Annotated in this window: 11 protein-coding genes; 6 read left to right on the forward strand and 5 right to left on the reverse strand. The window is 47.6% G+C overall.

Going from position 1 to position 14,116, the window contains the following annotated elements:
- Positions 1-15: 15 nt before the first annotated feature.
- Positions 16-1,050 (forward strand): glycosyltransferase, encoded by a 1,035-nt coding sequence (locus tag EPD17_RS14775; RefSeq protein ID WP_132056303.1) that lies wholly within the window; start codon positions 16-18, stop codon positions 1,048-1,050.
- Positions 1,043-2,161 carry a glycosyltransferase gene (locus EPD17_RS14780; RefSeq protein ID WP_165929623.1) on the forward strand — a complete coding sequence of 373 codons (1,119 nt, stop codon included), beginning with the start codon at positions 1,043-1,045 and terminating at the stop codon, positions 2,159-2,161. Before EPD17_RS14775 ends, EPD17_RS14780 begins: the two co-directional genes overlap by 8 nt.
- Here EPD17_RS14780 and EPD17_RS14785 read toward each other — a convergent pair.
- On the reverse strand, positions 2,145-2,834 hold the full coding sequence (locus EPD17_RS14785) for a cell division ATP-binding protein FtsE (RefSeq protein WP_114233572.1): 690 nt from the start codon (positions 2,832-2,834) through the stop codon (positions 2,145-2,147). The genes EPD17_RS14780 and EPD17_RS14785 overlap by 17 nt on opposite strands.
- Positions 2,835-3,114: 280 nt before the next feature.
- On the opposite strand from EPD17_RS14785, the gene EPD17_RS14790 reads away from it, so the two are divergent.
- Together EPD17_RS14790 and EPD17_RS14795 are read left to right on the forward strand one after the other, a co-directional pair.
- A complete protein-coding gene (locus tag EPD17_RS14790) occupies positions 3,115-3,477 on the forward strand; it encodes a BlaI/MecI/CopY family transcriptional regulator (RefSeq protein ID WP_114233571.1) in 363 nt (120 codons plus the stop codon).
- Entirely contained in the window at positions 3,474-4,934 is a 1,461-nt protein-coding gene (locus tag EPD17_RS14795) for a M56 family metallopeptidase (RefSeq protein ID WP_132055397.1), read from the forward strand. Before EPD17_RS14790 ends, EPD17_RS14795 begins: the two co-directional genes overlap by 4 nt.
- Before the next feature lie 126 nt (positions 4,935-5,060).
- Here EPD17_RS14795 and EPD17_RS14800 read toward each other — a convergent pair whose 3' ends face one another.
- Positions 5,061-6,248 carry an AIR synthase related protein gene (locus tag EPD17_RS14800; protein ID WP_132055399.1) on the reverse strand — a complete coding sequence of 396 codons (1,188 nt, stop codon included), beginning with the start codon at positions 6,246-6,248 and terminating at the stop codon, positions 5,061-5,063.
- A 241-nt stretch (positions 6,249-6,489) separates the two neighbouring features.
- On the opposite strand from EPD17_RS14800, the gene EPD17_RS14805 reads away from it, so the two are divergent.
- Positions 6,490-7,419, forward strand: coding sequence for a bifunctional riboflavin kinase/FAD synthetase (locus tag EPD17_RS14805; protein ID WP_132055400.1), 930 nt, complete (start codon positions 6,490-6,492; stop codon positions 7,417-7,419).
- Between the two features lie 100 nt (positions 7,420-7,519).
- Here EPD17_RS14805 and holA read toward each other — a convergent pair whose 3' ends face one another.
- Positions 7,520-8,524, reverse strand: a complete 1,005-nt coding sequence (holA, locus tag EPD17_RS14810) for a DNA polymerase III subunit delta (RefSeq protein ID WP_132055401.1) — start codon at positions 8,522-8,524, stop codon at positions 7,520-7,522.
- Between the two features lie 128 nt (positions 8,525-8,652).
- On the opposite strand from holA, the gene EPD17_RS14815 reads away from it, so the two are divergent.
- On the forward strand, positions 8,653-9,639 hold the full coding sequence (locus EPD17_RS14815; protein ID WP_114233566.1) for a GumC domain-containing protein: 987 nt from the start codon (positions 8,653-8,655) through the stop codon (positions 9,637-9,639).
- 457 nt (positions 9,640-10,096) lie between these two features.
- Here the strand turns inward: EPD17_RS14815 and EPD17_RS14820 are convergent, their stop codons facing one another.
- Both EPD17_RS14820 and EPD17_RS14825 read right to left on the reverse strand, forming a co-directional pair.
- Positions 10,097-11,290 (reverse strand): fasciclin domain-containing protein, encoded by a 1,194-nt coding sequence (locus EPD17_RS14820; protein ID WP_132055402.1) that lies wholly within the window; start codon positions 11,288-11,290, stop codon positions 10,097-10,099.
- A gap of 27 nt (positions 11,291-11,317) precedes the next feature.
- Positions 11,318-14,017 (reverse strand): TonB-dependent receptor, encoded by a 2,700-nt coding sequence (locus EPD17_RS14825; protein WP_132055403.1) that lies wholly within the window; start codon positions 14,015-14,017, stop codon positions 11,318-11,320.
- Positions 14,018-14,116 lie beyond the last annotated feature (99 nt).

The raw sequence follows: 14,116 nt of genomic DNA on the forward strand, positions 1-14,116 counted from the left end.
ACCTTTGATCAGCGCATGCATCGCATTTGCAATTCGCTGGTGCAAAAGGGGTATCATGTAACGCTAGTAGGCAGACAAAGAAATAAATCACTTCCATTAAAGCAACAAATCTTTCAACAAAAAAGACTGCCATGCTTTTTTTCAAAAGGCTTTTTGTTTTATGCCGAGTACAACTTGCGTTTGCTTTTTTACCTGGCTGGGCAAAAGATGGATGCCATCTGTGCCATCGACCTGGACACGATCCTACCCTGCTTTTTGGTATCGCAAATAAAAAGAATTCCGCGTGTTTACGATGCGCATGAATTGTTTACCGAAATGAAAGAAGTGCGGACAAGGCCTTTCGTTCATCGCTTTTGGCTGGCGGTTGAAAGATACGCCGTGCCTAAGTTTCGCAATGGATACACGGTTGGCAATGGCCTCGCCAACGAGTTTAATAAACGATACGCCGTACAATACGAGGTTATACGAAACGTTCCTGTTTTAAAGAATTTTATTGCAACCGAAACACAGCCCCTTATTCTATACCAAGGCGCTGTAAACGAGGCAAGAGGCCTGGAATACCTTATACCTGCAATGAAGGGAATTCCGGTGCAACTGTTTATTTGTGGCGACGGTAATTTCATGAATGAGTTGCAGCAATTGATACAAGTGCATGGCGTTGCCGACAAAGTAGTACTTAAAGGTATGCTGCCACCAGATGAACTGGGTAAGATTACCCGGCAAGCAGTACTAGGCATCAATCTTATTGAGCAGGATGGATTAAATCAATACCTGTCGCTAGCCAATAAGTTTTTCGATTACATTCATGCCGGTGTACCGCAGGTTTCGATGAACTATCCTGAATACAAGGCCTTGAACAACCAATACGAAGTCGCATACCTCATTGATGAACTGAGCACACAATCTGTAAGCGATGCTATTTTATTTGGCATCAATGATGCTGCCTTTCAGGCATCAGCAAGGCAAAATTGCCTCAAAGCCCGCCAAGAATTAAACTGGCAGGAAGAAGAAAAAAAATTACTGCACTTTTATCAACAGTTGCTTGGGTAAACAGGTACATATTGTTTGCTTCGATGCGCCTGCCCCGCCCGATTATGGTGGCGCAATCGACCTGTATAATAAAATTGTAGCACTGGCCCACGCCGGAATAAAAATTAATCTGCATTATTTTCAATACAAAGCAGAACGGGACCACCAAAGCTTAAAACAATACTGCCATGCGGTACATGTTTATTCCAGAAAAAGCCCGTGGCAATGCCTGGCGTCACCGCTGCCTTACATTGTTGCATCACGCATCAGCAAAGAGTTGATTCAGCGGCTGAATGGCGATGACTTCCCGATTATTTTTGAGGGCGTCCATACCTGCGGTGTTATTCCGTTTTTGAACAATAAAAACCGCAAAGTTGTAGTACGATTGCACAACAACGAAGCGGCCTATTACCAGCGCCTGGCGCAAACGGAAACATCGCCGCTCAAAAATTTTTATTACCTCGTAGAAAGCAACCGGCTGGAGCGCTACCAGCAACAGCTGCCAAAACATTCAAGCTATGCCGCCGTTTCCGAAATTGATCGTGTGGTATTCAAAGAAAAATACGGGCTGGAACAAGCTTCTTTTGTACCACCATTTATTCCGTGGCAAGAGATCAATATTGAAGTTGGATTAGGTAAGTATTGTCTCTATAATGGTAACTTATCCGTTGCAGAAAACAAAGCCGTGGTGCTGTGGCTTATCGAACATGTGTTTTCAAAAACAAATACTCCATTTTTTGTGGCGGGCAAAAATGCACCGCGAAAACTGGCCGACAAAATTGCGCAGCACCAAAACATCCAGTTGGTAAACAACCCTTCGGATGAAGAGATGGAAAGATTAATAAAGGAAGCCCAAATCAATATCCTGCCCTCTTTGAACGAAACCGGCATCAAGCTAAAATTATTACATGCCCTTTTTTGCGGCCGTCATTGCATTACCAACCAGGCAGGTGTAGCAGGCAGTGGCCTCAACGAGTTGGTGCACCTGGCCGAAGATGCCGATGCATTTTTGGGCTTGGTGCAAACACAAATGCAACAAGCCTTCACCGAAAAAGAAATGCAGCAACGAGTTCAGCTGCTGCATGCTTATAATAACCAGCGCAATGCCGCGGCGCTTATTGCATTGTTATAGATGCATTATCCTGCACCTGTCCTTTTTCGGTACGAACCATGCGTGCCGGAAATTTTTGGATCACAATATAATCGTGTGTGGCCATCACCACGGCTGCGCCATAGTCGCGGGAAATATGAAACAGCAGGTTCATGATCTCGTCGGAAGTTTCCGGATCTAAGTTACCGGTGGGTTCGTCTGCCAAAATGAGTTTGGGTGAATTGAGCAGGGCCCGCGCAATGTCAATGCGCTGTTGCTCGCCGCCACTGAGCTCAAACGGATATTTGAACCCTTTCGATTTCAAGCCCACTTTTTCCAGCACATCGGCAATCTTTTCATTCATTAGTTTATCGTCTTTCCAGCCGGTAGCTTTCAGCACAAACTTCAGGTTTTCATTCACGTTGCGGTCGGTGAGCAACTGGAAATCCTGGAACACCACACCCAACGTACGGCGCAGGTAAGGAACCGTTTTCCAGGTCAGGTCGCGCAGGTTGTAGCCGGCTACCGTGGCGTCACCTTCTTTCAAGGGCAGCTCACCGTACAACGTTTTCAGCAGGCTCGATTTGCCGGTTCCGGTTTTACCCACCAGGTACACAAACTCTCCTTTGTTCACGGTCAGGTTCACGTCTTGCAACACCAGGTTGCCGCCCTGGTAAATATTAGCGTTACGGATTTCTATGATGGGTTCAGCCATGAGCAATATTTATAAACTGCAAAATAAAGCAAGATTAGTTTGTAAGCTTTCATAAATAACACGGGCGGTTTTTCTAAATAACGATCGACCTACACAAATATGTCTTGAGCTGCTTGTACGAATGCGCCTGAGGAGCATTATAATGCACATCATTCTACCCTTTCTTCATTTTCCAGAACCTGCACCGAGCCCATCAAAAAGAAAAATATTTTTACCATAACTAAAATTTTAGTTTGTAAACTATTTTTTTAGTTATACATTCGATTTATAACGAACAACAATGAAAACGCTGACCAAGGCAGAAGAACAGGTGATGCAGGTGCTGTGGCAAATTGGCGAAGGATTTATCCGCGATATCATGGAAGCCTTTCCCACACCCAAGCCGCACCAAAACACCATTGCCACCATCCTCAAAATATTGGTGGAAAAGGAATTTGTCGGCACCAAGGCATTCGGGCGACAGTTCCAGTATCATCCGCTGGTGAGTAAAGACGCTTATTCGAAATCCAGTTTCCGCAACCTCGTGAAAAGCTATTTCAGCGGCTCGTTTACCGAGGCGGTTTCGTTTATGGTAAAAGAAAATAACCTGAGCGTAGAGGAACTGGAAACCCTTTTGGCCCAACTCAAAAAAGATAAACGATGAATGAAGCAATTGTTTACCTGATCAAAATGGTGATTTGTTCCGGTGCGCTGTACGCCTATTATTTGCTGGCCTTGCGCAACCGAATTTTTCACCAGTGGAACCGGTTTTACCTGCTGGCTACGGTGCTTTTTTCACTGATTTTTCCATTGATACCGATGCCCGGATTGTTTGCCATGCAGGGGCCGCAGCAAGCAGTTGATTTATCCAATCTTTTTATCAGTAGTGGCAATGAAATAACGCTTGGTGCAAACGAAGCGAGCCGTTGGAGCGCTGCCAATTGGATGGCATCTGTATATGGATGCATTGCGGCCATTTTAATCGGCAGGTTGTTATTTGGCCTGCTACAAATTGCCCGCCTATTCAGCAGATCGCCGGTGCAGCAACTGGGGCAGGTTTCATTTGTTTCCACGCAACATCCTGCAGCGCCATTTTCTTTTTTCAACTGGCTGTTTTGGAAAAAAGACATCGAGCTGCAATCACCAGGTGGCCAATCTATTTTCCGGCACGAGTTGGTGCACATCCAGGAACATCATTCGGTAGATAAAATGATGATGCAACTGGTGCTGGCCCTATGCTGGATCAACCCGGTGTTTTGGCTCATCCGCCGCGAATTGCAGTTGATCCACGAATTTATTGCCGATAAAAAAGCAGTAGGTAATGCGGGTGTTGATTCGCTTGCAGCCATGATCCTGCAATCGGCCTACAGTACGCAATACAACCAATTGATCAACCCATTTTTTCAACAACCCATAAAACGACGATTAGCCATGTTACAAAAAACATTAAAAGCTCCGCGCAACGCTTACCTGGGGCGCATTCTATCTATTCCTCTTTGCGCACTGCTGCTGTTTGCATTTTCAAAAAAGAAAACAAATAGCAATGATCATCTTGCTGCACCAGAAGATGCACCAACAGTAACCACTATTGCCCCCGCGCCAGCAGTTAACAACAGCCGGCCCAACAGCAAAGGCACCCCGAAAAGCAATGGCACCAACAAAAACGAGGCTGTACTTAAATTATCAACATCAGTTATCACGGACACCATTCCGGCCAAAACTGTTGCTGATGATATCAAGGAAATACATGTAAACAAAAAGGACAAAGAAAAAACCATCACCATTATTTATAAAAACGGCAAAAAGGAAATCCTTACCGAACAACAAGCAAAAGAAAGAGGATTGTTAAACCCTCCCCCACCTCCGCCGCCAGTGATATCAAAAATGCCACCGCCCCCTCCACCGCCCTCCATTGACGACCGTGTTCTGGTGGTTGTAGATGGAAAAGAAAAAGGCACACTGGCCACCACCGGCAAGCTGGATGATTTGTATAAGCCGGCGGATATTGAAAGCATTAATGTTTTGAAAAACAAATCAGCTACGGAAAAATATGGCGAAAAAGGTAAGTATGGAGTAATAGAAATTAATTTGAAAAAGTCTGGTGCTTCAAAGCAAGAATAACCGAAAATGGACTAAGCCTAATGTTTAAAAATGGTTTACTAAAATCGATTGTTTTCGCAACCTTAGAATAAACCATATAAAAAATGCCGGAGGAGAATTTCCGGCATCTTTTATATGGTTTATTGTTTAAAAATTGTAGACAATTTGTGTTTCGCCGGCTTGTATCAGCAGTTCCTGACCGCTAGCTGCCTCCACCCTTCCAATGATCTGTGCTTCAATGCACAGGCTGTTTGCGGTAGCAATCATTTGCGCAGCTGCGCTTTCTTCGGTATAAATTTCCAGGCGACAGCCCATGTTAAACACCTGGTACATTTCCCGTGCATCGGCGCCGCTGCTTTGCTGGATGAGGCGGAAAATTTCCGGTGCCGCGATCAGGTTGTCTTTGATCACCTGCACGTCATCGGGCATGTATTTCATGCATTTAGTTTGGCCGCCGCCACTGCAATGGATCATGCCTTTTACCGCATCAAATTGTTCCGACAAAATGCGCTTGGCCAGCGGTGCAAATGTGCGGGTAGGCGACAAGAGCAATTTGCCTGCAGGCACATCAAAATTTTCGTTCCGGTATTGAATGGCAACAGGATCCGTCACCGAATGTTTACCAATATAAGCCACAGCATCATCCATGCCTTCATCCAGTGATTCGGGATAATCCTGTTTGTATTTTTTCTGCAATACATCATGCCGTGCCGATGTAAGCCCATTGGAGCCAATACCGCTGTTGTATTCGTTTTCATACACCGATTGCCCGTACGATGAAAAACCAACGATCACCTGGCCAGGGGCAATGCCTTCGTTAGTCACCAATTTAGCTTTCGGCCAACGGGCAGTCATGGTGCCGTTCACCGCCACGGTGCGTACCACATCACCCACATCGGCGGTTTCGCCACCCATAAAAGTAATGTCCACATGGTGCTGCCGCATGGTATCAAAAAACTCCTGCGAACCATCGATCAGGGCCTGCAACACTTCGGCAGGTATCTTAGATTTATTGCGATCAATAGACGAAGAGTACAACAATTTATCAGTGATGCCCACACACAACAGGTCGTCGGTGTTCATCACAATTGCATCCTGCGCAATTCCTTTCCATACCGAAACATCGCCGGTTTCACGCCAATAGAGATACGCCAAAATGCTTTTGGTACCGGCACCATCGGCGTGCATCACGTTTACCCAGGCTTCATCGCCACCCAGCACATCGGGGTATATTTTGCAAAAAGCCCGCGGGTACAGGCCTTTGTCGAGGTTTTTTGTGGCTGCGTGAACTTCTTCTTTCTGGGCACTTACGCCGCGTTTGGCATATAACGACATGAGGTAATATTTATCAGGCGCAAAGGTAGGTTAAAGGAGTTTGTAGTTTGGAGTTCGTAGTTTGTATTTAGTACTGTAGCGCAAAAGGATTGAGATTGGCTTTCAGGAGTTTTTCCAGTTTTGATGCGGGCATTTGTGCCAATATGTTTCTTGCTCCAAAAATCCTGAGCCCACCCAGCTAAAAACTGGAAACCCCAAACTACCAACTCCAAAACAACCTTCGCTTATCTTCGCGGCTCGCATGCAGGTACATTTTCAAACAGAGTCGCTTCCACCCTTCCGTAACGCAGTGCTTACCATTGGCACTTTTGATGGCGTGCACCAGGGCCACCAGCAAATTATTACCGCGCTGAAAAAAGAAGCCGCGGCTGTGGGCGGCGAAACGGTGATCATCACCTTTCACCCGCATCCCCGCAAAATTGTGTACCCCGGCGTGCCGCTGCAGTTGATCAATACATTGGATGAAAAAGTGGCGCTACTCGATGCACAGGGCGTCGATCACCTGGTGGTGGTGCCGTTTAACCAGGATTTTGCCAGCCTGAGCGCCGAAGAATATATTGCCGATTTTTTGATCCGCCGTTTTCATCCGCATACCATCATCATTGGTTATGACCATCATTTTGGCCGTGGACGTAAAGGCAATTTTAAACTGCTCGAAGAAAAAGCGCCGCTGTTCCATTACCAGTTGGTAGAGATACCGCAGCACCTGCTTGATGCTATTGAAATCAGCAGCACCAAAATAAGGCATGCGCTATTGGGCAGCGAAGTTGAAACCGCCAACAAAGCGCTGGGCTACCCGTTTTTTTTTACAGGCACCGTGGTGCACGGCGATAAACTTGGCCGTACGCTTGGCTATCCAACCGCCAACCTGGTGTACAACGATGAGGATAAAATTCATTTAGGCGAAGGGGTATATGCTGTTACCGCAACAATTGAAAATGCGGTGTATAAAGGCATGCTATCCATTGGCACCCGGCCTACGGTAAACGATACTATTGAAAAAGTAGAAGTCAACCTGTTTGATTTTGACCGCGAAATTTATGGACAGACGGTGCAGGTAACGGTGCACTATTACCTGCGGCCACAAGAGCGGTATGCAAGCTTGGAAGCACTGACCGCACAAATTGACCAGGATAAAAGGGATAGTGTGCGGTTGTTAGAAAATTTGTAATCGAATTATTGATTACTGATTATTGATTATTCGCTAACGAAGGGGTCAGCACATCAACTATTAATTCATCATTTATCATTAATAATACCTAATTCCATCCCTACCCTTCGCCCATTGCCTTAGCCACAAACTCTTTCATCAATTCCATATCATCGGTGCCGGCATCATTCACACCAACAGCCCGCAGGTTGTAATGATGCAGCAATAAAATAATGCCCTCAACCGATGCCTGGCTGTAGCGTTGCGCGGCATGCAGGTAGTCGCGGACAAAAAATTTATTCACGCCCATATAGGTTGCCAGCGCCTGCTCGTCTTTCGATGGCGCCGAGTGCACCAGCAACACTTTACTGAAAAAATTATACAGCGAAGGCAAAATCAATTGAATGGGACCGGCCTTTGGATTGCCTTCAAAATATTGCAGAATGCGCACTGCTTTGTACAGGTCGCGGCGGCCCATGGCCTGCTGAAGTTCAAATACGTTGAACTCTTTGCTTACGCCAATGTATTGTTCAATATCATCTTCGGTTATGCTTTTCCGTTCGCCCAGGTTGAGGGCCAGTTTATCTATTTCATTGCGCAGCCGGCTCAAATCATTGCCAATATGATCGATCAATAAATGCAGCGCCTTTGGTGTAATGGTAAAACCCTTGCTCCGCACCATATTGCTGGTCCAGTCGGGCAGTTCATTATCATATAATTTTTTGGTGCTGAGCAACACACCTTTTTCTTTCAGCAGTTTGGCCAGCTTGGTGCGGCCGTCCACTTTTTTATTTTTATAAGCAACAAAAAGCAACGTGCTGGTTAAAGGTTTATCCACATAAGCTTCCAGTTTTTCAATCTGCCGCATTTCCTGCGCTTCTTTTAAAATCACAATCTGGTGCTCTGCAAACATGGGATAGCGGCGGCATGCATTCACCACTGTTGCCCAATCGGTATCCTTACCATACATCACCGTTAAATTAAAGCCAGCTTCACTTTCAGGCAGTAAATGATGCTCTGCAAATTGCACTACCTGGTCGATAAAAAACTCTTCTTCGCCCTCCAGCCAATACACGGCTTTAAAATTCTTTTTCTTCAGGTCACCAATTATTTTATCGGGCGTCATACTTTGAGTTAAATACTATAAATCAATTACTTACCTTTCTGGCACGATTTTCGAAAGTTCGGCCTCGAAATTTCTACGGGTCTATTTTTCCATACAAAGAACGTAATCTGAAATCAAAAACATTCAAGATGGCAAACACTAACTATCCATCCGCCAATCAGCCGCAAAACACCGGCAACGATAACAATGGCAACACAACTAAAAACGTACTTATTGGCGTGCTTGCCGCCGGCCTTTTAGGTACATGGGGTTATTTCCTGTACGACAAAAACAAGGCTGACGAACAAATCCAGATCACGCAAACGCAAGCAAACACCGCAATGTCGGCCCGCGATTCTGTGCAGATCCTGTATAATGAGTCGCTGACCCGATTGGACTCACTGACCGGCAACAACAACAACCTGCAAGGCCAGCTTGGTGAGCGTCAAACAGACATCACCCGTTTGCGTAGCGAGATCGATCGCATCATGCGCAATAAAAATGCATCAGACGCCGACCTGCGCCGTGCACGTACACTGATCGGTGAACTGAATGGCAAGATCGCCAACCTGGAAATGGAAGTGGCCCGCCTGACCGGTGAAAACCAGGAGCTGGCTGCCAACAACACCCAGTTGTCGCAAGAGCGCCAGGTGCTGGAAACAAACCTGCAAACTACAACTTCAGAGCGTGACGAGCTGGCTTCTACTGTTGACGTAGCCTCTACGTTCACTGCTTCTAATATTCAAATCAAACCCGTAAACGAAAAACGCAACGGCAAGGAAAAAGAAACTTCTAATGCTAAGCGTGTAGACAAATTGCTGGTTTCGTTTGACGTTGAAAACCGCATTGCCCGCTCCGGTCCAGCCGACCTGTATGTGATCGTTACTGCTCCCAGCGGACAGGTAATCAACGATGCAAACCTGGGCTCAGGCATGCTGAGCACCCGTAGCGAAGGCGACAAACAATTTACCTATAAAACCACCATCGACTACGAACAAGGCACCCGCAAAACTGTGCAGGTTCCCCTGCGTCAGAGCGATTTCCAAACCGGTAACTACAAGATCGAGATTTACCAGAATGGTTTGAAAATTGCCGAAGGCGTACGCAGCCTGAAAAAAGGCGGCTTGTTCGGATAAGATCATTCTTCCCATATCCTTAAAAAGTCCGCTGCACCTTGGTGCGGCGGATTTTTTTTGTGGGGTGGTGAGTTAGTGATCGGCATGTTTTCAAAGATGTTTTATAATGTTGGCACTAATGCTTTAAACGCTACGCTCATCTTTCTTTTCCCATCATCGCATGCTCTTTGCTTTGTCATCCTGAGCGTAGCGAAGGATCTGAGTTTTGTATTTCCAGTGACTATGATATAAATGCAAACGCATCGTCAAATCTCTTTTTAGTGCCAGTTCAGATCCTTCGCTGCGCTCAGGATGACAGGAATGATGCCGCTTTTTACCCCGAATGGTTTAAATACGATTGCAATTAAATAGAACAGAATATAAAAGCCATTGACTTTTAGAAAACAACCGCTTCACCCACAAACAAAAATGCCCCGACCTAGATCGGGGCATTTTTTATAAAACATAAAAGAAATACCTATTGTGGACGCAGCACCTGGTCAATTTTATGCAACACGCCGTTGATGTAATGTTGGTCGCTGGTGCCGCCGGGTGCCGGTGTAGGGTTGATCTGGATGTTGGCCGGCGCCGGGTTGGCCAGGCCTTTTACAGTAGCAGCGGTTACACCCATCGGTGTCAGCGTTGCCTGCAGCGTTACACCCGGATGCGCCGCCACAGCGCTGTTCAGCAGCGTGGGCACATTGGTAGCAGTTGCCGGCAGGTTAATTGAAAATGCCCTTTTACCCAATAGATGGTACACCACTACAGCTTTCACCACTTGTGCCGTCAGCACAGTAAATAAAGCGGTATTGGAAAACACAGCCGGATTAGCAGCCAGCACAGCAGCGGTGCCCGCAGCATTGGCCTGGTCCATGCCCTGCGCCATCAATGCCATTGTGATCTGGCCGGTCAGCAGCGCCTGAAAAGCTGCATTGGATGGCGCAAATACAGTAAGGCTGGCAGCAGGATTTTGCAACGCGGCCTGTAAAGTACTGGCCGCCGCAGTGCCACTGTCGGCACGTTGGATGGCTGCTTTTAAAAAGGTAAAATCAGCATCGTTGTTGATGCGGTCCCAAAGGAACTGCGTGGGTGGCGCCACCACAAACGGCACTTTATAAACCGTTCCGTTCGATGCACTGATGTTGGCGCTGACTACGGGAATATTATTTACAAAAATGTTGTTGCCGCGCCGCGATGGGAACAAGGACATCCGCAGGCCCGGGGGCAGCGTAGCCGATGGCGGTGCCAATACAAACAGCGATGGTGCCTGTATGTTTGGGAAGGTTTCCGCTAAGGCCGTAGGCGTATAATTTTGCCCGCCAATAATATGGTAACGCAACAGGGTATCTACCTGCCCGGGCCGCAATGCATTGATTACTGCCGTGGAAATACCGGATGCCTGGAAAGCCGCATTGGTAGGGGCAAAAACGGTAAAGGTGCCGGTTGAGTCGGCCAGCGTGGTGCTGAGCGATGCGCCTGCACGGGTTACTGCAGCCCGCAGCGTTGAAAACTCCGGATCGGTGTTGATGAGCGTGGCAATGGATTGACCCGTTGGTGTAGGCCGTGCAATGGGCGTTGCATCGGGCAGGTCTTTATTACAGGCGGTTACAACAGCGGCTGCACCTGCAAAGAGGGCAAACCGCCGGATTATATTTTTGGAAAAACGTTTCATGTTGTTCGGTTGTTTCGATGACTGTTTTTAGAGTACGTTGAATGCATAGCTAACATAATACAGGCCGCCCATGCTGGGGTTGCCCAGTGCAGTGCGGTAGTACTGGTTCAGCAGGTTGGTGGCACCAATCTTCACCATCGATTTTACTTTCGGCAACTTGATGTTGAACGAAGCATCAACGGTATGGTAAGCAGGCAGATCGCCTTCTACGAAATCGTTTTCAAAAAAGAAACCTTCCTGCCAGCGCCATGCGGCGGTAAAGCCCAGCCGATCGGACGGGCCAAAGCCGCTATTGGCAATAGATACTACGGAACGCAGCTTGGGTGCATTAAAGAAAGCACGGAAGCCTTCGGGCACATCACGGATCTGGTCGGAAGAAAGGTTGACACCCAGCACAAAGTTGACAGGCAGCAGGTATTCAAACCCGGCGCCCCAGCCAATGGTTTTTACTTTTTCAGGCGAGTTGACCACAATTGAAAAACCAACACCTTCATTGATGGGGCCTGGCTGGCCAGACGCCCATTGGATCACATCGCGGCGGCTGAGGAAGTTTTGGTAAGTGCCATAATAACCATACACATCGAGGAACAATTTCTTGTTGATCACCGTGCGGTAACCGGCTTCAAATGCGGCAACAGATTCAGGTTTTACTTCTTTATAAGTAACCTTTTGTGCATTAGGCAACGCCTCAGGTGCATAGCCAGGATTGTCGAGCAGGTTGTACATTTCCCACAGCGAAATGTTGGAACCGATCAGTGTGCCGGTACCAACGTTCAGGTTGATCCATTGTTGCTGTGTGCTTGGAAAACGGTAAGCGGTCTGGTACGACAAACGAATATTGTGATCCGGTGCGGGCTTCAATACAGCAGTTACCCGTGGGGTAAATCGGCCTTTGAAATATTGGTTTTTATCGTAGCGGCCAGAGGCGGTTAGTTTCAATACATCCTTGATGATTTCTTTACCAACCTGTATGTAAGCGCCATACTCGTTGATTTTGATGGGCTCTCCTACTTTGTCGGCAAATAAAGTGCCCTCACTGTTCAGCACATAGCGGCGCCAGTTGCCACCAACAATCACCTCCGCAAATTTTACGGCACTGGTCAGGTTGTATTGGCCCTCGGTCACGTACAGGTCCGAACGATCGAGGAACAAACCGCCCTGAGGAATCGGTCTTTTTCTTACCTGGTCAAAAATGCGTTTGAATTCGGCCGAGCCTGCCGAAGGACGTCCCTGGTCGGCAGTGGCGCGGGCAATGGCATGTGCCGCATCAATAGAACGGCCGGCCTGCACGGCATTGATATAAGCAAAACCATATTGCTGGTACCAGGCGGTGCTTGGCTTCCATGCTTCGTTAAACAGTTGCGTGGTGATGGTCAGGTTGTGCGATTCACCAGCATTCTCCTGCGTTGTATAAGCCCGCACAAACCATTTGTCGGAGTTCAGTTCCAGCTTGTATTGACCCACCCGCAGGTCTTTCAGCGAATAACGCTGGCTGCCGGTGTACACGGTATTGCCGGTGCCCCAGTTGCCCGCGAGCACTGCTTCAATTTTGTCGGTGAGTTTGTAATGCAGCGCACCGGATAATTTAAAATTGATGGTGTTGGGATTGGCTACTTCGTTCTCGGTGTAGCCGGTGCGGGAAACGTTGATGTTGGTGCCGGGCAATGTGGCAACATAATCAGTAAGGAAAGGTACCGCTGCACCAATGCCGTTCAGTACCGTGCGGAACGGAATAGAAGTCTCATCACCATAAACGTTGATGCCGTCGTAGTTTGGATCGGTTTCGCGGGTGCCGGCAACAATGCTACCGTTGGTGCCCAGGCGCTTATAGTTGCGGTAGTCGTCCGAAACCCAGTCTTTTGCCTGGATCAGTTCTGTGCCAAATTTATAAGCAAAACGCTCCGATACTTTTTTAGCATAACGCAGCGACCAGTTGTAATAAGGCGATGCTTCACGGGTACGGTCGTCGAGGTGCATCACGCCGGTTTTTACCTGGAATGATAAGCCCTGGTAACGAAACGGATTTTTTGAGTTGATCAACAACGTTCCGTTCATACCGCCGGAGCCGTACAGCGCCGAAGAGGCACCGGGCAGCAACTCCATATTATCTACATCCAACTCGGTAAGGCCAATAACCGAACCTACCGAAAAGTTGAGGCCAGGCGCCTGGTTGTCCATTCCGTCTACCAACTGGTTAAAACGTGTATTTCCGCTGCCTACAAAACCGCGGGTTGAAGGCGTACGGAATGTAAGCGACGATGCCACCACGTCCACACCTTTGAGGTTGGTCACCAGGTCGTAATAGTTGGCGGCAGGTGCATTGCGGATGGTGGCTGTATTTACCCGCTCAACAGATACCGGCGACTCCAAAATGCGCTCCGGAACACGGGATGCGGAAACTACTACCTCCTGCCCCAGCGAGGTGCCGGGCTGGAAAGAAATATCAATAGTTTGCGTAGCGCTGGTTACATCCAGCTCCTGCGATTGAAAGCCAACCGAAGAAAAAACCAGCGTTACCGGCAGGCTGGGTACCTGTATGCGGAAGGCGCCATTTTCATTGGTAAAGGTTCCGGTAGTGCCTCCTTTCACCGAAACGGAAACCGAGGGAACCGGCTCGCCTGTTACGCTGTTGCGCAAGGTTCCATTCAACACGATGTTCTGTGCAAAAGAGCACAGGCTTAATAACAGGGCAGCAAAAAACAGTACCCTGTGTCGCACTTGTTTCATAATAAGTACTTTTTAGGTAGACGGCGTTGGTTTAATATCAAGATTTGAAAGTGGCTGGCAGTGATGGCAGCAATCAATCAAGCAATCGGGGGGTAAAAT

The organism is Pseudocnuella soli (assembly GCF_004347775.1).
In the GTDB taxonomy this organism is placed as follows: Bacteria; Bacteroidota; Bacteroidia; order Chitinophagales; family Chitinophagaceae; genus Flavisolibacter; species Flavisolibacter aquaticus.

Coding starts and splice junctions, on each gene's coding strand:
- EPD17_RS14820 (WP_132055402.1), bottom strand. CDS start 11,290: ATGAAACGTTTTTCCAAAAATATAATCCGGCGGTTTGCCCTCTTTGCA.
- holA (WP_132055401.1), bottom strand. CDS start 8,524: ATGACGCCCGATAAAATAATTGGTGACCTGAAGAAAAAGAATTTTAAA.
- EPD17_RS14825 (WP_132055403.1), bottom strand. CDS start 14,017: ATGAAACAAGTGCGACACAGGGTACTGTTTTTTGCTGCCCTGTTATTA.
- EPD17_RS14800 (WP_132055399.1), bottom strand. CDS start 6,248: ATGTCGTTATATGCCAAACGCGGCGTAAGTGCCCAGAAAGAAGAAGTT.
- EPD17_RS14805 (WP_132055400.1), top strand. CDS start 6,490: ATGCAGGTACATTTTCAAACAGAGTCGCTTCCACCCTTCCGTAACGCA.
- EPD17_RS14795 (WP_132055397.1), top strand. CDS start 3,474: ATGAATGAAGCAATTGTTTACCTGATCAAAATGGTGATTTGTTCCGGT.
- EPD17_RS14815 (WP_114233566.1), top strand. CDS start 8,653: ATGGCAAACACTAACTATCCATCCGCCAATCAGCCGCAAAACACCGGC.
- EPD17_RS14790 (WP_114233571.1), top strand. CDS start 3,115: ATGAAAACGCTGACCAAGGCAGAAGAACAGGTGATGCAGGTGCTGTGG.
- EPD17_RS14775 (WP_132056303.1), top strand. CDS start 16: ATGCATCGCATTTGCAATTCGCTGGTGCAAAAGGGGTATCATGTAACG.
- EPD17_RS14785 (WP_114233572.1), bottom strand. CDS start 2,834: ATGGCTGAACCCATCATAGAAATCCGTAACGCTAATATTTACCAGGGC.